We start from the raw sequence: 18,641 nt of genomic DNA on the forward strand, positions 1-18,641 counted from the left end.
TGGTTGGGCTATGACACAACACAGCAGCAGATCACCATTTCAAGGTAAGGTGGCTATCATTACAGGAGCTGGCTCGGGAATCGGCAAGGCCACGGCACTCAAGCTGGCGAATGAAGGGGCGCATGTAGCGTTGTTCGATCTGGTGAATGATCGGATTTCAAAGACAGAAGCGGAGATTAATGCGAACCATGAAGGGGCTGCACGAGCATTCGATGTGGACATTTCCGATCCGGCGCGGGTTGAAAAGGCTGTACTGGAAACGGTGGAATTGTTTGGAGGACTGGATATCGTTTTTGCTAATGCGGGCATTAACGGGGTGTCTGCTCCAATCGAAGAAATTCAGGTACAGGACTGGCAACAGATTATTACGACGAACCTGAACGGCACATTTTTCACCGTAAAATATGCTCTCCCACATCTGAAAAAACGCGGAGGCGGTAGCATTATTATTACGAGCTCGATCAATGGGAATCAGCGTTTCTCCAGTTTCGGTATGTCGGCGTACAGTACGTCAAAGGCAGGACAGGTTGCTTTTGCCAAGATGGCGGCTTTGGAGCTGGCGAAATTCAAGATCAGAGTCAACGTAATCTGTCCAGGTGCGATTGCTACCAATATTGATCAAAGTACGATCAAAACAGATGACCTTCAGGACATTATCATCCCGATGGAATTCCCGGAAGGACAGCAGCCACTCGCGGATGGACCAGGACAGCCCGAGCACGTTGCGGATCTGGTTAGCTTCCTCGCTTCCGGCGCATCCAAACATATTACTGGAGCCGAGATTGTGATCGATGGTGCGGAGTCTCTGCTGAGCTGATCAGGTAAACGATGGGGAAGTAACTGGATAAGACAGTAACCGTTATTCGTAGATGATTAGCCCACAAGCTGAATGTTAGATAATTGAATGAGTTTGGGTAATATCCATAAGTTATGGATGTCATATAGTCGTTCCTTCGGGACGGCTTTTTTTGTTATAATGCTAACATTCGAATACTGAGCTTATAGAATGATATCGAAACGGTAAGATATGCATTAGGAGCGATGATATGTACACTGATTTACCAATACAAGCGATTATTCCGGAGGTACAGCAGCTGTTCCGTGACCAGGATACGGGTGTTTTGATTGCTGAACCGGGGGCCGGAAAAACAACGGTTGTGCCGCTGGCGATGCTTGAACAGCCTTGGCTGGATGGCAAAAAAATCATTATGCTGGAGCCGCGGAGACTCGCTGCTCGTTCAGCCGCGTCGAGAATGGCAGCAACGCTGGGTGAAAAGGCAGGACAAACGGTCGGATACCGCGTACGAATGGATACCCGGGTAAGCCCGGCTACACGAATCGAAGTGGTCACTGAGGGTGTATTAACACGTATGCTACAGCAGGATCAGGGACTTGAAGATACGGCAATGATCATTTTTGACGAGTTTCATGAACGACATCTTCACGGGGATCTGGGGCTCGCTTTGGCGCTGGAATCGCGGGCCATGTTGCGTCCGGATCTGAAGCTGCTGGTCATGTCGGCAACGCTTGACCCGGAACCGGTCTGTCGTATGCTGGGCGAAGATACACAAGTTGTGCATTGTAAAGGCCGTACGTTTCCGGTGGAAACGAAATATGCCGGGAAACCTGCTGCAGTTGAAATCGAGAGCTGGACGGCTCGTACCATTATTCGGGCATTGAGTGAAGAACAAGGGGACGTTTTGGTTTTTCTTCCCGGAGCGAGAGAGATTCATCGTACGGAAAGGGAACTGTTGCAAGCATCTCTTCCTCCGCAGGTCCTTGTACATACGCTGTATGGCAGTATGTCTGCCGAGAAGCAGGATGAAGCAATCCGGCCTGCGGCGGGTGGCTGGCGCAAGGTTGTGCTGTCCACTTCCATTGCGGAGTCGAGTCTGACTCTTCCGGGTGTAAAAGTGGTCGTGGATGCAGGACTCAGCCGGGCGTCGGCTTTCTCGCCAAGAACAGGCATGAGCCGGCTTGTCACACAGCCGGTCTCCAAGGCGTCCGCTGACCAGCGACGCGGACGTGCGGGGCGTATTGCCCCGGGGGTGTGTTACCGGCTATGGAGCGAGGAGGCTCATAGCGCGTTGCCTGAAGCAACACGCCCGGAGATCACCTCCGCGGATCTTGCGCCGCTGGCGCTGGAGCTTGCCGCGTGGGGGGTCCAGTCCCCAGCTGAGCTTAGCTGGCTGGACACCCCGCCTGATGCGGCTTACGCTCAGGCACAGGCGCTGCTGCGCCAGCTGGGCGGCCTGGACGACGCAGGCCGCCTCACGCCCTTTGGGCGGCGGATGAACACGCTTGGCGTTCATCCGCGGCTGGCCAGCATGTTGCTCCGCGCGGCGGAGCTTGGGCTGGCCAGCTACGCCAGCACGCTGGCGGCGCTGCTGCAGGAGCCGGCAGGCCTCCGCAGCAGCAGCGGAAGTGCTGGCGGCGCGGGCACGGACTTGCGCCCGCGCGTAGAAGCGCTGCTGGCCGCAGGCAGCAGCGGGGGGCCGCCAGCGGCGGCGGCTGGCGCAGACGGCGCTGCCGTGCGGCGCATGTTGCAGGAGAGCCGCCAGCTATGCTCGGCGCTCGGCAACGCGGCGGCCGATCCGGTGCGGCCGGATGAGGACAGCTGCGGGTTGCTGCTGTCCTTTGCGTATCCGGACCGGATCGGGCAGCGCCGCGAGGATGGCCGCTATCTGCTGAGCAGCGGCCGTGGGGTACGGCTCGCGGGGGCAGAGTCGCTGAGCCGTTCCGCCTATCTGGTCGCAGCCGAGGCCGACGACCAGGGGGCAGATGCGCGTATCTTGCTGGCTGCGCCAGTGCAGGAGCAGGCGATGCTGCGTGCCGCGCAGCATCTATTGCACGAGGAGGTGCTGGTGGCTTGGGATCGCACGACTAGAAGTGTGCGGGCACATAAGCGGCAGCGCATCGGAGCAATAATGATCAAGGAAAGCATGATTGCACAGCCACCGGAAGATCAGGTGCTGGAAGCACTATTGTCGGGGATACGACTGGAAGGGTTGGACATCCTGCCGTGGAGTAAAACATCGCGCCAACTTGCGGAGCGCATGCGTTTTCTGCATCTGCACATGCCAGACTGGCCTGATCTGATCGAGAATCATCTGACGGATGAGCTGCAGGAACAGCTTGCACCATATCTGGCAGGAATGCGGTCGGCCGCTGATCTGAAGAAACTGTCCATGCATGATGTACTTTTAGGCGGACTTAGCTGGGCGCAGCGGCAGCAGCTGGATGAAGAGGCGCCTACCCACATTCAGGTTCCGAGTGGTTCCCGGATTCCCGTGGATTACAGCAATCCGGAAGATCCGATCCTGGCTGTTCGATTACAAGAGATGTTTGGACAGCAAGAGACCCCTCACATCGGGGGCGGTCGCGTTCCGGTCACGTTGCATCTGTTATCTCCCGCGCAACGCCCTGTACAGGTTACAAGAGATTTGGCGAACTTCTGGCGTGAGACTTATTTTGAAGTGAAGAAAGATTTAAAAGGGCGATATCCGAAACATTACTGGCCGGATAATCCGCTTGAAGCGATCGCAACGAATCGTGCGAAACCGCGAACAACCTGATAATCAGGTTGTTCATAATCTACAGAAGTCAAACTGAACATGTCTATACCTACAGTCTGATGACAGAATAACCCTACGGAACGCTGTATTTTCGCTTTGTCTTGTATGCCCTCTTGCAAATCCAGTAGGCCCGGAGAAATATATGCGTCAGACGGAATCCGCAGTATCGCTGTTTTTCAATTTTTCTCTGAACGATCTCGTCATTTTTTGGGCTCTGCGGGATTCGGCCTTTTGGCTCAAATTAGTATTCATCCATATGATCAATGGCCTAAAAACGTTTGAAAGAGAGAATGACGGGTAATAACATAGCGAACCACTCAAATCCATGAGGAGGTATTCACTATGAAGAAGAAAATCGTAGGTGTGTTTAATACAGAGCGTGAGGCATCCGATGCTATTGAAAGTTTGAAAGCCGAAGGATTTACATCTGACGAGATATCTGTCGTAACGCAGGACAGAGATGAGCTGAAGGCTATTCGGGAAGAGACAGGCACAAAAGCGCCAGAGGGTGTAGCAGCAGGTGCAGCCACAGGTGGTGTGCTTGGAGGTGTAGCAGGTTTGCTTGCTGGCATTGGTGCACTGGCTATTCCGGGGATCGGCCCGATTCTGGCTGCAGGACCTATTGCCGCAGCATTTACAGGTGCAGCTGTAGGTGCAGGAGCCGGAGGATTGGTTGGTGGGCTTGTAGGACTGGGTATTCCAGAAGAGGATGCGAGACAATATGAGGAGTATGTGCAGCATGGTAAAATTTTGTTGCTCGTAGACTCATCGGATCGGGATAGCGCGGTATACGATGTGTTTAACCTTAACCGTCAGACTCATTCCAACATCGATCCTGTGCATGGTGAGGATGTGAATACTACTGATGCCCGTCCAGATCTTGATATGGAAGAACGCCGGATGGAAGCGCAGACCAAAGCTGCTCGTTTCGGCAACAACACCTTTTTGTAAAGACTGAACGCCACAGAACACATGCGGGCTCATTTGGGTTAGAGACTTGAAATAGCAATGATGCATGTGAACGATAAAACAGACTGAAGCCGGTCTCCGCTGAGGAGAGCGGTTTTTGTCCTCATAGGGGATTCGGCTATGTCAGGCAGGGAATAACAATACATACAGCAACACCGCAAGCGCGAGGCCAATCACAAGCAACAGGAGACTGAGAAAGGTGATAAGTCCGGTAGTGGCTTGGAAGGTCTGCTCATTAATCTGTGTGCGTTTACGGTGGTAAGCAATGGCTGAACAACCAATGACGGCAATGCCGCCAAAGAGAGAAGTGATTCCCGTGATGATGGCAGCAAGATGGGCAATGCGGTCATAGGTGGTTGAATGAAAACCGAAACCGGCGGCAAGGAAACCGATCCCGGCCATTGCAATGCCTGTGCGCACCCAGGCGAGAAATGTACGTTCGTTAGCCAAGTGTTGTTGAACCGTTTTGGATTCAGGGATTCTGGATGATTTGTCAGACATTCGTTTTACATACCTCCAATGGATGTTTATCGTTTTTTATTTGATATTGCAAGAATTAAGAAAGGTAGGTTGAGTGATTTGCCTCGCAAAGAACGAATTACTGAAATCGAAACATTACGAGGCCTGGCCTTTGCAGCGGTTGTACTACAGCATTCAATTGCTCATTATTCGTTGGTTCCGCAGGCTGGACTTCAGGATGGCGTCGTGCTGGCCTTGCTACTGATGTTAGCGAAGTTTGCTGTGCCACTTTTTATATTTATAACCGGGATGGTGCTGTTCTACAATACAGGTGATAAGCTCCATTACGGCCAGTTTATGCGAAAAAGAGTCATGGATGTCATCTTGCCCTATGTGGTCTGGTCTCTCATTTATTTTATACTTGCCCCGCGTAACTGGGCAACATTCGGCTGGCAGGACATTCCGGACCTCGCTCTGAAGCTCGTGACGGGTAAGACGGCTTCACATTTCTGGTACATCATTATGCTCATTCAGTTTTACGTGTTTTTCCCGTTGTTTCTGCGTGGTATTCGGTACGTGGTTCATCGTTACCAAGCCAAGGGGCGAATGCTCGCACTGCTGGGTTCAGGCGTCTTATTTCTGGTTCTATCCGATCAATTAAGGAATATTGCCGGATGGATGGAGCGGATGCAAATCCCCGTGCTGACAGATGCTTTTACAACCTATGCAGACCGTAATTTCATCTATTTCTTTTTTTATTTTGTACTTGGTGCTGCGGCAGGACTTTCGGTACAGCGCTGGAAAGAATGGATTAATCGGTTGCGCTGGGTCTACTGGTTGGTGTTTATAATCTTGGGTCTACGGTTTATGTATCTATTAATGCTGGAGTTTCAGAAACCCGAAGGAATTCAAATCCGTTTTTATACCGTCAGCCTGATCAGGCCGGATATGATTTTGTTCCTGATTGCTTCCATCATGGTCATGTACCAATTAGCCAGTAAGCTTCATCACCATCGCGTTCTTTACTGGCTGGGATGGATTGGCGGTATGTCGTATGGAGGATATCTGATGCACATGCTGGTGCTGCGTTACAGTTACATTCCAGACGAATGGTTGTACGTGGCGTGGGGCTGGAATCCTGCGATACGCACGATTGTCACTTGGATTGTAGCACTGACCGCATCTTGTGTGCTGACCTGGCTGATCTCGCGTTTTAAATGGGGAAAATGGATCGTAGGCGTTGTACCGAAACACACCCAAGCCAATAAAACACCTGTTCCGGTCCAAAAATGATTATTTCATCATATGAAAAATTCACAATAATAAAAGCTGTGCTTTCTTACATCAGCCCTCCTATATCCAATCTCTTGATCCTGCTTACTCTCCATAACAACACGTTACAAGAGTGGAATCAGGATCAAGATGGCAGGATCAGAACATATGTTTTATAATGAGAGATAGACAGGTTCTGACAGGAGGGAAAGCGCATGGCTTTTATGATTGCACAGCGGGCATTTATCAAAGTTTATCTGATCACGATGGTGGAGCAACATAGAGGTTATGGTTACGAGATGCTGGAAGCGATGAAGCAGGAATTCAAAGATTACGGATATGTACCACCCCAAAGTGAAGTATATCGGGCATTACATGAGCTGGTGCAACAGGGCATCTTTTATCGAACCAAAAAATTAAAGGGAAACGACCCCAAAGTTGATTTCCAGGAAATTGTTCTTTATCACTTCACTGATGATGGGGCGGCCAAAGCAGAGTTGTACAAGAAACAGGTGAAAGCCGATCTGGATCGTTGTCTTGGCATTTTGCACAAGGCAGAAGCGGATAATTACGGTACGAAAGGAAGATGAGCATGAACAGACCTCTGCAGTGGGGTGTACTGGGTACTTCAACGATTGCCAAAAATGCTATTATTCCTGCAATTCAGCAGTCTGAGCGTGGTGAAGTACTGGCGATTGCCAGCCGCTCCAAAGAAAAGGCTGAAGCTCTGGCCGAAGAGATGGACATTGTCAGATCCTATGGCAGTTATGAGGAACTTATTGCTGATCCGGATATCCAGGCCGTCTATATCCCGTTGCCAAATCATCTGCATCGAGAGTGGACGATTAAAGCTGCCGAGGCAGGAAAGCATGTGCTTTGTGAAAAACCTGCCGCGCTGAATGCCAAAGAATCCATAGAGATGATTAAGACATGTGAACGTCATGGGGTGTTGTTCTCAGAAGCTATCATGTATCGATATCATCCGAAGCACAGACGGGTGCAGGAGATTATCGAGAGTGGCGAGATTGGAACGGTCAGAGCGATTCATGGTAATTTTACATGTAATACCGCAGATGACAAAGATAATGTGAGATTCAAGAAACATATGGGTGGCGGTTCTATTTTTGACCTCGGTGTATATCCCATTTCTGCTGCCCGGATGTATCTGGGACAAGAGCCGGAGGCCGTTACGGTTCATGCCTTATTTTCAGAGGAACATGATGGTGTGGATATGATGGCTTCAGGTCTGATTGAGTTTCCTAACGCAGTGGCTCTGACCTTTGATTGCGGCATGTGGGCGTCAGGACGGGCTGAGATGGAGATTCTCGGGACGGAAGGACGTATTGAGCTGCCTAAAGTGTTCGGCTGGGAGAATAGCGATATTCCGCCTCAGATCATCATTCATACGGATTCCGTCAGCCGGGAGGAACGAGTGTCGGTATCCAACTCCTATGTGCTTCAGGTCGAAACATTTGCAACGGCAGCTCTTGAGGGAGAGGCGCTACCTTTCGGTCCGGACAACACCATTTTGAACATGCGTGTGATTGATGCCTGTTTGGAATCCGCGCGCAAGCGTCAGCGGGTGCTGGTGGAACGTAGTCCGATTTAAACAACTGCTACAGCTGTAGTGCAATGACCTCCGGACTTTAACCTTTAGGCTGTAAATTTTAAAATCAGGGATGATACAGGACTCCATCGATGACGATGAGAGTCTTTTTTGTGTGGTTATGCAAGGGCCATTCAGGATGGAGAGTTAAGCCTAATATTTGTTTAGATATTCAACGTTAAAAACATCCTTAAGGAACAACGTTAAAAATACTTTCACGTTTGTATTGATTTTTGCATAAACTTCGTTAAAATAATATTAACATGAAAAATATTTTAACGTTGAGGAGTGGAACAGTGATGAACGAGGGTGCTGTGGCGGGGAAACAAGGTTTGGGAGAATTAATTCGAATCAGGCCATATATGCAATTTATGTTGAGTAAGATGGTGTCCCGCTTTGGGGATTCCATCGATTCGATTGCATATAGCTGGATGGTGTATATTTTAACCGGCTCCAAGGTACTGATGGGCACACTTCTAGCCGTTAACTTTTTACCGAATATTCTGTTTGGGCTGTTCGCCGGGGCATTGGTGGATCGATTATCTCCGAAAAAAGTCATCGTCATGACGAATACCGGACGCGGAGTGATGGTTGGACTTACAGCACTTTTATTCGCCCTGGGGCAACTTGAAGTGTGGCATTTATTTGTATTCACGGTTCTAAACTCCTTGCTGGAATGTTTCACGTCACCTGCCGAGGTGTCCAGTGTTCCCAGGTTATTGCCTCAGTCCATGTTGCTTTCTGGTAACGCGATGACCTCTTCAGCGACTCGATTGGCTGAACTGGCGGGGCTAGCCGCGGCAGGCGCTTTAATTGCAACTGTGGGTATCGCGTGGACTATCTGGATTGACGCCGCGTTGTTTGCACTAAGCGCAATCTTGATGAGCCGGGTGGACTATCCAGAATGGATGTCACCACGAGCAGTGTCATCTGGCGCCAAGAGTCTGATCTCCGAGATGGCGGAAGCTTTTCATTTTCTACGTAAACATGCCTTGTTATTTGTCTCTTCCGTGTTATTCGCTTGGGTTAACTTCTGCCTGATGCCATTTAATGTGCTACGTACACCTTACGTGATGGAAACACTGCAAGCAGGTGCTTGGGGATTAAGTCTGCTTAGTGGGCTTTTAGTTGGAGGGATCGTGCTTGGGGGTCTGTGGATGTCACAACAAGGGACGCGTTACCGTAAAAGCGTGCTGGTTATCTCCGGCATTGTTATGCTTGGTTGCGGATACGCCATGACTGCACTTCCGGCTTATATGACGTCATTCCAGCTTCCAACGGCAGGTGTGTTCTGTCTGCTTATGGGTTTAGGTATACCGCTTGCTACAACGCCGCTCGTTTCATATCTGATGGAAGTAACCCCAGGTCATATGCTCGGAAGAGTGTCTGCGCTGCAAAGTATGCTGGTCCTAAGTGTTTCACCACTCGGTAGCCTTCTGTCCGGTGTTCTGGCCGATTGGTTTTCAATGCCGATCCTGTTCATTGTATTTGGCTTATTACTGGGGTTGTCTGCGATATTACTTCTTACCAGCAAAAGTTTTCGGCGGGAGATGTAAGTGTACGTCCTTTTGACCGAAGTCCTGTCTGAACGGTATAATATAGGGAACGAAGGGCAGGCAGGTACCCCGGAAATGAGGACTCGGATATGCAGCAACATAAAGTGCTCTCAACAATTGAAGAGATCAAAATATATTCTGATCCATACCGGATACAGATTATGAATATGTTTAACCGCCAGGGCAGACCTTCCACCGTGAAGGAAATTGCAGATCTGATGGGAGAAGTGCCTGCGAAGGTGCATTATCATGTGAAAAAACTGGAGAAAATCGGTCTTCTAACCATGGTATCCACTCGGGAAATCAACGGCATTATCGCAAAATATTACGAGCCCTTCTCGGGTGAAATCCACCTTCGTCACAAGGATGAAGAGGATGAAAATTCGCCGCTGAAGCAGGTTTTTCGCTCCGAAACGCTAAAGTTGCTGAACGAAATGTTCGAACAGAGCCGCCAGCGTTTTATGAATCATGCAGAGCATGATCGTCAGGAGAAACGTTTTATCTCAGACATGACGCTCTACGCTACGGCGGATGAAGTAGAAGAGCTATATCAGCAGATTGTGGAGCTGTGCAAACCGTATTTAACCAAGGATGAACAGAAATCAGACCATCAGGTTTTTCAGCTGTTCACGGCGCTGTCCAAAGAGGCACAGGTTGCGTCGCATTCTGATTCTGGAATTAAGAAGAAAAAGGCAGTTTCGGCTGGGCAAAAAAAAGAAAAAGAAAAAGAGTCTGCTTCCAATGCATCTACAAAGGCACCCTCAAAGGCATCGAAAACATCCGAAACATCAAGTACGGCGAAAAAATCGAAACCTGCTGCCAAACGGAAAGCCTCAGAACCTAAGGCCTTTGATTCTACAGATGAATAGCTGATCAAGATCGAAATGAAATATGATAGTTCTTTCTAGTGTAAGGCGCAGGACGAACCAAATGTAGACGTATGATAGTCGATTCATTCATTTTAGGAAGAGAGAACAATCGGGTAGCATGGAGTTACAGCAAAAAAGCCGCCAATGGCGGCTTTTTATTATCATAATGCGATAGGGCTGATTCCATCCGAGTCGATGTTACTTTACATGTTCTCGTCGTAATCCTTCACCTCTCGTTTGGCGGCCATCGCGGGGGAATTGGATGTACCATAGTCCTCTACGGCTTCCCATGCTTCTGCATGGTCAAACTTGCCCGCGTTACGCTGTCTCACTTCCCCGGCACCACTCGGTGGCATCGTCATGACCTCCTCCTCAACAGGACGATCATTACTTACGTCCCGGTTCGGAGTATCATCGATGCAATACGCGGTATAAGGTATAGCTTGCAAACGTTCAAAAGGGATCTCTTTGCCACATGTAACACAGGTTCCATATGTACCCTCATTCATACGTTCGAGGGCTTCATTGACCTGATTAAACTCTTCGGTTAGTGTATCGTCGATTGCGAGGTCACGACTGCGTTCAAACGTTTCTGTTCCCGCATCTGCCGGGTGATTATCGTAAGAGGAGAGTTCGCCTGTAGAATCTTTTAACGACTCTGCTGGTGCGCCATCCTCCATACTGGATTCAAAATGACGTTGCAGATCCTCACGCTGCTCCAGCAGGGCTTGCTGCAATTCTTTACGTTGATCTTGGGTTAATGTACTCATAAGGACATGCTCCTTTCCCGCTTGAGGGGGTGTAGTGACTTCTTACCCGAAAAGCAAGTGAGGCAATCATTTTGCACGGGAGAGGGCGGTTTCGTTTTATATCTGATGCATTATGTGTTATAAAAAATAGAGAGAGAAATTGCCGTGTGTTCTTTTCGAATGAATGGAACCGCTGCTCGGCTATAATGGAGGGTTGTCAAGATGGATGAACATATGAAACGAAGATTGGACAAACAGAGACAATTGTTCAAACAACTGGGTGTACAGCTGGATGCTTTATCAATTCATGAGAAACAGTTCAATTATAAACTTCGTGGTTATGACCCGGACGAGGTAGATGCGTACCTGGATCTGGTGATTAAGGATTACGAGCGCTTTTATGCGAATATTGCGGATTTAATGGATAAATGGCAGGAACAACAGTTGACCATTCGTGACCTCAAAAATTCGGTCAAACCTGTCGAAGACCCGAATAAGATTGATCGCAAACAACTGGATGACATCGTGAAGCAACTGGAGTATACTGTGCGACAACTCAAAGTCAGAGCACGTCCTGAAAAGGATCTGTTTATGGAATAAGGCTGGAACATCCGGGATTATATTAAAAAAGGTGGTTAATCATGAGTACTCATTTTTCGGTCAGTGTGCATTGTTTGTTGTTACTGTCTCTCAGCGCGCCTGAACGAATCACGTCTGCTGAAATTGCGGGCAGCGTAAATACCAATCCTGTCGTTGTCAGACGTATACTGGGAGGGCTGAAAAAGGCAGGATTAGTCAATTCTTCACCAGGCACTCGAGGGTTTTATTTGGCAAAGCCAGCGAGTGAAATTACACTTGCCATGGTTTATGAGGCAGCCAAGGATGAAGGACCATTGTTCCCGATTCATGGCAATTGTAATCCCAATTGTGAAGTAGGCCTTCAAATCGATGGACTGCTGACCAATCTGTATCAGATTGCTGAATCTAAAGTGGAGCAGTTCTTTGCAACGATCACGCTTGAAGATATGGAGCGTACCAGTACCGAGCGGATCCAGGCTTCACAATTAGAGGCGAACCAGAAGTCGAACTAAGGGAAGGCGGTAATCACATGAGAATCATTGTTATCTCCGACACGCATCTACCAAAAAAAGCAAAAACGTTACCAGCACCATTGGTTGACGCATTGACTAGTGCAGATCTCATTCTCCATGCAGGGGACTGGTCAGACTGGAGTGTGTATGAATTGCTAAGCCATTACGCTCCGGTCGAAGGTGTAGCTGGTAACACGGACCCATCCGAGATTGGAGAGAAGCTGGGATTCTCGCGAATTGTTGAAGCGGAAGGATTACGGCTTGGACTTGTGCATGGTCATCGTGGATCAAACGGAACAGAGCAGAACGCCATTCAGACCTTTGCTGGAGAGCAACTGGATGCGGTAGTCTATGGACATTCCCATATTCCGGTGATGCATACCGTAGATGGTTTACTTGTATTTAATCCGGGTTCACCCACGGACCGCCGGTTTCAGAAGCGATTTTCGTTTGGAATCATGACGGCAGAAGATGGGAAATTGCAGGCCGAGCATGTTTTTTTTGATCGTGAATAGATCGTGTTTTTGTGGACAAGTTGGCTTGGCTAACGATAGAACAACATTCTATATAAAAGGTGTCTCTGAACAGAAGTCATTTCTGATTTAGAGACGCTTTTTTTTGTTTTTGGAAGATGATTTTGGCTTGAAACGTTATCTCTGAATGGGGAATATGTGCGGTTTGTTATCTGTCATTCATCTGTTTACGTTATGCTCTATGGCGGTGATCGAGAGAGTGATACAATGCGTTTACGACACAAAATGAATGCGTTTACATAAAGGGGAGGTTCAAGAACATGAAACTGTCCATATTCACTGTTGCTGTCCCTGACCTGGATGCTAACGAGCTGGCTTCCGCAGCGGCGGCAGCGGGCATCGCTGGAATCGAGTGGAGATATCGCGGCATACCGGAGGATGCGTCGGCTGAACAACCTTCGTTCTGGCGGAACAATCGTTGCTCCATCGATCCGGACAGATGGCAGGAACAAGTTCCTGTTTTTCGGGAAGCAGCTGAAGCTCATGACAGAAAGTCTATCGCTCTTGTGCCATATCTCAATTGTGGAGACATGGTTGCAACCGAGCAAGCATTCCAGGCCGCATCTACACTTGGCGCTTCGATGATGCGTGTGGGTGTTCCGGGTTATGACCGGAGTACAGCTTATCCCGAGTTATACGGGAAGGCCGTTCGTTATCTAAACGAAGTTCAGGATATAGCGAAACAGTATAACGTTAAGGCTGTTATTGAAACGCATCATCAAACGATTGCGCCAACGGCTTCTCTAGCCTATCGTCTTGTACAATCTCTTGACCCGGAGCATGTCGGGGTACTCTATGATCCGGGCAACATGGTGCATGAAGGGTATGAAAACCATCGCATGGGACTTGAACTGCTTGGTCCGTATCTCGCCCATGTGCATGTGAAAAATGCAGGGTGGTACAAGAAGGAAGTCGCGAATATATCTGATCAGAAGGCGTTGACTCCGAGAAGTGACTCTGAACAATCGCTAAGCACGTTGTGGGAATGCCACTGGGCTCCGCTGACGGAAGGTATGGTGGACTGGGTGCAGATGGTACGTGATCTGAGAGCAGTTGGCTATGACGGTTATTATGGCATCGAAGATTTTAGCGGAACTTTGGATTCCAGAGCGATGTTACAGCATTTTGCAGACGTTTTTGCTGAAATTGAGCGTCGCGTAAACGAGGAGGAGCAAGCATGAGTATCGTTCGAGTAGCGGTCATTGGAATTGGAAATATGGGGGCATCACATGCCAGAACATTGGTGGCTGGAGAAGTACCGGGTGCAGAATTAGTAGCTGTATGTGATGTGAGAAAAGAGATGGAGAGCTGGGTAACGAGTAACCTTCCGTCTACCGTAACGTATTGGCAGGATGCTGAGCAGATGATGTCTTCGGGAACAATTGATGCCGTCATTGTTGCCACGCCACACTACGATCATCCCGAACAAGCGATCCAGGCATTCCGGCATGGCCTGCATGTGATGATCGAAAAACCAGCAGGTGTGTATACAAAACAGGTACGGGAGATGAACGAAGCTGCTGCGGCAAGCGGTAAAGTGTTCTCCATCATGTACAATCAGCGGACCAATCCGCTGTACATTAAGCTGCGTGACCTGATTGCCTCAGGTGAGCTTGGTGAGGTGCGGCGTACCAACTGGATTATTACGAACTGGTATCGTTCTCAGAGTTACTATGATTCCGGCGGCTGGCGTGCAACATGGGCAGGCGAAGGAGGCGGTGTGTTGATTAACCAAGACCCGCATCAGCTGGACTTGTGGCAATGGACGATTGGCATGATGCCTGTTCGTATGCGTGCCTTCTGCGCCTTCGGTAAATACCGGAACATTGAAGTGGAAGATGACGTGACCGCTTATGTCGAATATGAAAATGGAGCGACGGGGGTGTTTGTAACCACCACGGGTGAAGCACCAGGAACGAACCGCTTTGAGGTTAGCGGCGACCGCGGTAAAATCGTCATCGAAGACGGACAACTCACCTTCTGGCGCTTGCGCGAATCGGAGCCAGAGTTCAATCAACGTTTTACCGGCGGATTCGGACAGCCGGAATGCTGGAAATGCGACGTGCCGATTACAGGCATTGAGACAGGTCATCCAGGGTTAATCCGCAACTGGGTTGATGCGATTCGCACAGGTGCCCCGCTGATCGCTCCTGGGCAGGATGGCATTCACGGCTTAACGTTATCCAACGCGATGCTGCTGTCCACTTGGACGGATAACTGGGTTGATCTGCCGATCAATGAAGACTTGTTCTATGAGCACTTGCAGGAACGGATTGCCAATTCAACAACGAAGAAAGACAAAGCATATGCGGGCGGTCAGCCCGCCGATCTGAGTCAGACCTTTAAATGATGATGTAGATAAGTTCAACTGAGGATTTACACGGAACACTCCGATGACCTCTGAACCTCAAACTTGATCTATATGTGTTTTTGAATATAACTTTTAAAAAGGATGGGATAACATGGCTAAAGACGGAATGTTCTATGCACCCAAAAGTGTGACAAAAGAAGTTGTGTGTCAACCGGGAGAGTTCACAATCGCAGCTGTAGCATTAGATCACGGACATATCTATGGTATGGTTGGCGGTTTGCTGGATGCTGGAGCTACGCTCAAATGGGTATATGACCCGGACCCGGCGAAGGTGGAGGCATTCCGTAAACAATTCCCTCAGGCACAGGTCGCCACATCCGAAGCGGAAGTACTCGCGGATGAAGAGGTATTACTGGTAGCAAGCGCAGCTATAACATCAGATCGCGCACCACTCGGCATGAGAGTGATGGCGGCTGGCAAAGATTATTTTACGGACAAAGCCCCATTCACCACGATGGAGCAATTAGACTTGGCGCGTGAAGAAGTGAAGCGTACGGGCAAAAAATACATGGTGTATTACAGTGAACGCTTGCACGTGGAAAGTGCCATCTATGCGGGACAGCTCATTGAACAAGGAGCCATCGGCAAAGTAGTTCAAGTTATGGGTACAGGACCACACCGCTTGAACGCGGGCGGAAGACCAGATTGGTTCTTCAACCATCAGCAATACGGCGGCATTCTCTGTGACATTGGTAGTCACCAGATTGAACAGTTCTTGACCTTTGCGTCGTGCAGTGATGCACAGGTAGCATTCAGTCGGGTCAACAATTTCAATCACCCACAGTTCCCTGAACTGGAGGATTTCGGTGAAGCTTCCCTGATCGGTGATAACGGAGCATCCGGCTACTTCCGCGTAGACTGGTTCACACCGGACGGCCTCGGCACTTGGGGCGATGGCCGTACCGTTATTCTCGGTACAGACGGTTACATCGAGCTGCGCAAGTACATCGACATTGCACGCGAGCCGGAAGGGGATCAGGTGTATCTGGTTAACCATGAGGGTGAGTTCAGATACAACGTCAAAGGCAAAGTCGGTTATCCATTTTTCGGTCAGCTCATCCGCGATTGTCTGGATCGTACCGAGACTGCTATGACACAGGAGCATGCATTCAAGGCAGCAGAGCTGTGCCTGATCGCCCAACATAAAGCCATGAGCGAACGCGTAGTGTGGAGTGTCGGTGGCAAGTAAGGTTTAGGAGTTGGGAGTAAGATTTTAGGTATGAGGCAGTAAGCCTTTAATATAAGTCAGAGCAGTCCCATTGTAACTGTAGGTATGCTTGTTAGTTCGTACTAACAAACGACGCGCGGTTGAGGGACTGCTTTTCTCTATTGACGACTTCGCAGATGGAACAAATTGGGTTATATTAGATGTAGTACGCATATGAGTTTGAAATGAGAGGTATATACGAAGTTCGTAGATATATCGGACTTAGCTAAATGTCTGGGACACTGTGAATGCAATAACACTTCTATAAACTCAACAATCGTAAAAAACACAATTATATGCAATTCGAAGTGGTTGATCTCCTCGTATAACAATATATTAATACATCAACACCTTCGGCCCTCAGTTCGCGAGGAGTAGTAGCAAGGGAGTGGAATCAGCGGCCACATCCTCATCGATTAACCGCTTCGCGGTCGGTTGCTGGCGTTGATTTAAGTAGGTGCGTAGTCGTGAATACAAAAACGTTATACTACAGAATCAAATGAAAAGAGAGCCGTTTGGCTCTCAATTAGAATTTATATTTAATTCATTATGTAATTGAAGAGCATCTTTAAAACCTTGCAAGTAGATTTCACGTTCTAGGATTGTTTGAACTGAGAGGTCTGCATCATCGTAAAGAAATAGAGTTTTATGCATATCTTGAGGTAGAAGTTCATGTAACTGTTTGAAGTAAAGATTTCGATCAGATGAGAATTGATTATAAATAGTGTTGTTCTTGAGAAGGTCGCTATATAAGGCTTCAATCCGATTACGTATCAACGAATCAAGTAAGACTTCTAAGGAATTGTACATAAATGATCACCTTTCGTCATGTTTTATTTTGCAAACAAAAGTTTAACTTATTAAATATTATTTTATCATAACGAAATAAATAGTCAAGACATATAAAAGATATTTTTGATTAATAAAATATATTTTCATATAATTAAAGAAAAATTTAATTCAGATATGAAGGAGTACCAGATGATAAGTTATAAACCATTTCAAAAATTATTGATTGACAGGGAGATTAAGAAACAAGATTTATTGAAAATGACGGGGATTTCTTCGGCAACGATGGCAAAGCTGAACACGAATGAGTATGTATCTTTAGAAGTCATTGATAAGTTATGTACGGCATTGGAATGCCAGCCTGGAGATCTTTTGGAACATCTAACAGACCAATGAAAGAATAGAATATAAGAGGATGTTGGTTAACTCGAAGATGTGATTCCGTCGTATAACATAATATTCAAGCAGCGGCTCCAATGGAGCCTTGGTCTGCTGGATGAATTTTGTGGAAGCATTTCAGCAGACACATCCAACTTCGTTGGACGTCGTGAATACAGGAACGTTATCTGAAATCAAATTAAAGGAGAAATAAAATGGGAAAAAAATTAACTATATTTCTTGTGGACGGTTCGGAAACAGGACCTCGAACAATCGAAATCGGTAATTGGTCAGGAAAGGCTGTATATTCTCAACGTTCTTCTTTACCCAAAATTATAGAGCGCTCTGAATTTGATAGACCAGGAGTATATATTTTAAAGTCCTTACCAAACAGTGAAAACTATAATGAACGCATATACATAGGGGAAGCAGAGAATCTCAAAAAAAGATTAAAACAACATTTAGCGGATTCAGATAAGGACTTCATTGAGATTGTAGCTTTTATAAGCAAAGACGAAATGCTCACTAAGTCTCATATAAAGTATTTAGAATCTCGAATTATCTCTTTATCTAAAGAAGCAAAAACAGCCGAGATTGATAATTCGGTTCAGCCTGAACTATCAACTCTCCCGGAAGCTGATATTTCGGATATGGAGTATTTTCTAGAACAAATGAAATTAATTTTTCCAGTAGTTAATTTTATGTTCTTGGTTCCTTCTACCCTCAAACAATCAAGTGAGACTGTAATTGCTCCAGTACAAGTCAATAGCGATATTGTATACACGCTTAAAAGTAAAAGAGCTTCTGCTAAATTGATTGAAACTGAAAAGGGCTATGTAGTTCTGTCTGGATCTCAAAGTTGTAAACAAACGTCAAGTTCAATCTCTGAAGGATGGATCAAGCAGAGAAATAAGTTGATAGAAACCGGAGTCCTAATCGATAGTGGAGAATTTTATATATTCAAAGAGAATGCGATTTTTTCTAGTATTAGTGCAGCGACTGCTGTAGTCCTAGGACGTCAAGCAGCTGGACCAGTAGAGTGGGTAGATGCTAACGGAAGGACATTTAAGCAGAACCAAGAAAAGAAATTTGAAAGCGAAAACAGTGAAGGTTAATTTGACATCTCATAACAATATACTCACGCTGCGGGCATACGCCCTTGATCCGGCATTCGCCGGACACCCGACATGTGTCGGGTCGTGAATACAGGAAGGTTA

General features: G+C 47.7%; 19 protein-coding genes. 16 read left to right on the plus strand and 3 right to left on the minus strand.

Annotation, left to right across the window (positions count from 1 at the left end; genetic code table 11):
* Nucleotides 1–10: 10 nt before the first annotated feature.
* The 3 genes from MKY23_RS11615 (at nt 11) to MKY23_RS11625 (ending at nt 4,526) form a co-directional block, all read left to right on the plus strand.
* Nucleotides 11–817 (plus strand): SDR family NAD(P)-dependent oxidoreductase, encoded by an 807-nt coding sequence (locus tag MKY23_RS11615; protein ID WP_090921046.1) that lies wholly within the window; start codon nt 11–13, stop codon nt 815–817.
* Nucleotides 818–1,046: 229 nt separating this feature from the next.
* Nucleotides 1,047–3,575, plus strand: coding sequence for an ATP-dependent helicase HrpB (gene hrpB, locus MKY23_RS11620; RefSeq protein WP_339838111.1), 2,529 nt, complete (start codon nt 1,047–1,049; stop codon nt 3,573–3,575).
* 342 nt (nt 3,576–3,917) lie between these two features.
* A complete protein-coding gene (locus MKY23_RS11625; protein ID WP_154983857.1) occupies nt 3,918–4,526 on the plus strand; it encodes a general stress protein in 609 nt (202 codons plus the stop codon).
* A 141-nt stretch (nt 4,527–4,667) separates the two neighbouring features.
* Here the strand turns inward: MKY23_RS11625 and MKY23_RS11630 are convergent, their stop codons facing one another.
* Nucleotides 4,668–5,045 (minus strand): DUF202 domain-containing protein, encoded by a 378-nt coding sequence (locus tag MKY23_RS11630; protein ID WP_090921040.1) that lies wholly within the window; start codon nt 5,043–5,045, stop codon nt 4,668–4,670.
* Nucleotides 5,046–5,114: 69 nt separating this feature from the next.
* Between MKY23_RS11630 and MKY23_RS11635 the strand changes: the two genes are divergently transcribed.
* The 5 genes from MKY23_RS11635 to MKY23_RS11655 all read left to right on the plus strand — a co-directional run bounded on the left by MKY23_RS11635 (nt 5,115) and on the right by MKY23_RS11655 (nt 10,306).
* Nucleotides 5,115–6,296, plus strand: coding sequence for an acyltransferase (locus tag MKY23_RS11635; protein ID WP_339838116.1), 1,182 nt, complete (start codon nt 5,115–5,117; stop codon nt 6,294–6,296).
* A gap of 194 nt (nt 6,297–6,490) precedes the next feature.
* Nucleotides 6,491–6,865 (plus strand): helix-turn-helix transcriptional regulator, encoded by a 375-nt coding sequence (locus MKY23_RS11640; RefSeq protein ID WP_090921036.1) that lies wholly within the window; start codon nt 6,491–6,493, stop codon nt 6,863–6,865.
* A 2-nt stretch (nt 6,866–6,867) separates the two neighbouring features.
* Complete coding sequence (locus MKY23_RS11645) at nt 6,868–7,884, plus strand: Gfo/Idh/MocA family oxidoreductase (protein WP_339838119.1); 1,017 nt, start codon at nt 6,868–6,870, stop codon at nt 7,882–7,884.
* 296 nt (nt 7,885–8,180) lie between these two features.
* Nucleotides 8,181–9,437, plus strand: coding sequence for an MFS transporter (locus tag MKY23_RS11650; RefSeq protein ID WP_336122816.1), 1,257 nt, complete (start codon nt 8,181–8,183; stop codon nt 9,435–9,437).
* Between the two features lie 89 nt (nt 9,438–9,526).
* Complete coding sequence (locus MKY23_RS11655; protein ID WP_339838122.1) at nt 9,527–10,306, plus strand: helix-turn-helix domain-containing protein; 780 nt, start codon at nt 9,527–9,529, stop codon at nt 10,304–10,306.
* Nucleotides 10,307–10,509: 203 nt separating this feature from the next.
* Here MKY23_RS11655 and MKY23_RS11660 read toward each other — a convergent pair whose 3' ends face one another.
* Complete coding sequence (locus MKY23_RS11660) at nt 10,510–11,076, minus strand: TraR/DksA C4-type zinc finger protein (RefSeq protein ID WP_154886310.1); 567 nt, start codon at nt 11,074–11,076, stop codon at nt 10,510–10,512.
* Between the two features lie 201 nt (nt 11,077–11,277).
* On the opposite strand from MKY23_RS11660, the gene MKY23_RS11665 reads away from it, so the two are divergent.
* The 6 genes from MKY23_RS11665 (at nt 11,278) to MKY23_RS11690 (ending at nt 16,239) form a co-directional block, all read left to right on the plus strand.
* On the plus strand, nt 11,278–11,655 hold the full coding sequence (locus MKY23_RS11665) for a DivIVA domain-containing protein (RefSeq protein WP_154886309.1): 378 nt from the start codon (nt 11,278–11,280) through the stop codon (nt 11,653–11,655).
* Nucleotides 11,656–11,696: 41 nt separating this feature from the next.
* Nucleotides 11,697–12,146: an Rrf2 family transcriptional regulator gene (locus tag MKY23_RS11670; protein WP_154886308.1), complete on the plus strand. Its 450-nt coding sequence runs from the start codon at nt 11,697–11,699 to the stop codon at nt 12,144–12,146.
* 17 nt (nt 12,147–12,163) lie between these two features.
* The gene (locus MKY23_RS11675) at nt 12,164–12,661 is read left to right on the plus strand and encodes a metallophosphoesterase (protein ID WP_339838126.1); all 498 of its coding nucleotides are present in this window, start codon (nt 12,164–12,166) and stop codon (nt 12,659–12,661) included.
* 278 nt (nt 12,662–12,939) lie between these two features.
* A complete protein-coding gene (locus MKY23_RS11680) occupies nt 12,940–13,860 on the plus strand; it encodes a sugar phosphate isomerase/epimerase family protein (protein ID WP_339838129.1) in 921 nt (306 codons plus the stop codon).
* Complete coding sequence (locus MKY23_RS11685) at nt 13,857–15,029, plus strand: Gfo/Idh/MocA family oxidoreductase (RefSeq protein ID WP_221791083.1); 1,173 nt, start codon at nt 13,857–13,859, stop codon at nt 15,027–15,029. Before MKY23_RS11680 ends, MKY23_RS11685 begins: the two co-directional genes overlap by 4 nt.
* Before the next feature lie 112 nt (nt 15,030–15,141).
* On the plus strand, nt 15,142–16,239 hold the full coding sequence (locus MKY23_RS11690) for a Gfo/Idh/MocA family oxidoreductase (protein WP_339838132.1): 1,098 nt from the start codon (nt 15,142–15,144) through the stop codon (nt 16,237–16,239).
* A 540-nt stretch (nt 16,240–16,779) separates the two neighbouring features.
* On the opposite strand, the gene MKY23_RS11695 is transcribed toward MKY23_RS11690, so the two are convergent.
* Nucleotides 16,780–17,067, minus strand: a complete 288-nt coding sequence (locus tag MKY23_RS11695) for a hypothetical protein (RefSeq protein WP_079696379.1) — start codon at nt 17,065–17,067, stop codon at nt 16,780–16,782.
* A gap of 171 nt (nt 17,068–17,238) precedes the next feature.
* On the opposite strand from MKY23_RS11695, the gene MKY23_RS11700 reads away from it, so the two are divergent.
* Both MKY23_RS11700 and MKY23_RS11705 read left to right on the plus strand, forming a co-directional pair.
* On the plus strand, nt 17,239–17,442 hold the full coding sequence (locus tag MKY23_RS11700; protein ID WP_024629424.1) for a helix-turn-helix transcriptional regulator: 204 nt from the start codon (nt 17,239–17,241) through the stop codon (nt 17,440–17,442).
* Nucleotides 17,443–17,639: 197 nt separating this feature from the next.
* Nucleotides 17,640–18,539, plus strand: coding sequence for a GIY-YIG nuclease family protein (locus tag MKY23_RS11705; RefSeq protein WP_154886304.1), 900 nt, complete (start codon nt 17,640–17,642; stop codon nt 18,537–18,539).
* Nucleotides 18,540–18,641: the final 102 nt, after the last annotated feature.

The organism is Paenibacillus sp. FSL R7-0272, assembly GCF_037969905.1.
Classification (GTDB): domain Bacteria; phylum Bacillota; class Bacilli; order Paenibacillales; family Paenibacillaceae; genus Paenibacillus; species Paenibacillus polysaccharolyticus.

What these genes read in the sequence shown, in the direction of transcription:
- MKY23_RS11615 (WP_090921046.1), top strand. Translation starts at nt 11, where the DNA reads ATGACACAACACAGCAGCAGATCACCATTTCAAGGTAAGGTGGCTATC.
- hrpB (WP_339838111.1), top strand. Translation starts at nt 1,047, where the DNA reads ATGTACACTGATTTACCAATACAAGCGATTATTCCGGAGGTACAGCAG.
- MKY23_RS11625 (WP_154983857.1), top strand. Translation starts at nt 3,918, where the DNA reads ATGAAGAAGAAAATCGTAGGTGTGTTTAATACAGAGCGTGAGGCATCC.
- MKY23_RS11630 (WP_090921040.1), bottom strand. Translation starts at nt 5,045, where the DNA reads ATGTCTGACAAATCATCCAGAATCCCTGAATCCAAAACGGTTCAACAA.
- MKY23_RS11640 (WP_090921036.1), top strand. Translation starts at nt 6,491, where the DNA reads ATGGCTTTTATGATTGCACAGCGGGCATTTATCAAAGTTTATCTGATC.
- MKY23_RS11645 (WP_339838119.1), top strand. Translation starts at nt 6,868, where the DNA reads ATGAACAGACCTCTGCAGTGGGGTGTACTGGGTACTTCAACGATTGCC.
- MKY23_RS11650 (WP_336122816.1), top strand. Translation starts at nt 8,181, where the DNA reads ATGAACGAGGGTGCTGTGGCGGGGAAACAAGGTTTGGGAGAATTAATT.
- MKY23_RS11655 (WP_339838122.1), top strand. Translation starts at nt 9,527, where the DNA reads ATGCAGCAACATAAAGTGCTCTCAACAATTGAAGAGATCAAAATATAT.
- MKY23_RS11660 (WP_154886310.1), bottom strand. Translation starts at nt 11,076, where the DNA reads ATGAGTACATTAACCCAAGATCAACGTAAAGAATTGCAGCAAGCCCTG.
- MKY23_RS11665 (WP_154886309.1), top strand. Translation starts at nt 11,278, where the DNA reads ATGGATGAACATATGAAACGAAGATTGGACAAACAGAGACAATTGTTC.
- MKY23_RS11670 (WP_154886308.1), top strand. Translation starts at nt 11,697, where the DNA reads ATGAGTACTCATTTTTCGGTCAGTGTGCATTGTTTGTTGTTACTGTCT.
- MKY23_RS11675 (WP_339838126.1), top strand. Translation starts at nt 12,164, where the DNA reads ATGAGAATCATTGTTATCTCCGACACGCATCTACCAAAAAAAGCAAAA.
- MKY23_RS11680 (WP_339838129.1), top strand. Translation starts at nt 12,940, where the DNA reads ATGAAACTGTCCATATTCACTGTTGCTGTCCCTGACCTGGATGCTAAC.
- MKY23_RS11685 (WP_221791083.1), top strand. Translation starts at nt 13,857, where the DNA reads ATGAGTATCGTTCGAGTAGCGGTCATTGGAATTGGAAATATGGGGGCA.
- MKY23_RS11690 (WP_339838132.1), top strand. Translation starts at nt 15,142, where the DNA reads ATGGCTAAAGACGGAATGTTCTATGCACCCAAAAGTGTGACAAAAGAA.
- MKY23_RS11695 (WP_079696379.1), bottom strand. Translation starts at nt 17,067, where the DNA reads ATGTACAATTCCTTAGAAGTCTTACTTGATTCGTTGATACGTAATCGG.
- MKY23_RS11700 (WP_024629424.1), top strand. Translation starts at nt 17,239, where the DNA reads ATGATAAGTTATAAACCATTTCAAAAATTATTGATTGACAGGGAGATT.
- MKY23_RS11705 (WP_154886304.1), top strand. Translation starts at nt 17,640, where the DNA reads ATGGGAAAAAAATTAACTATATTTCTTGTGGACGGTTCGGAAACAGGA.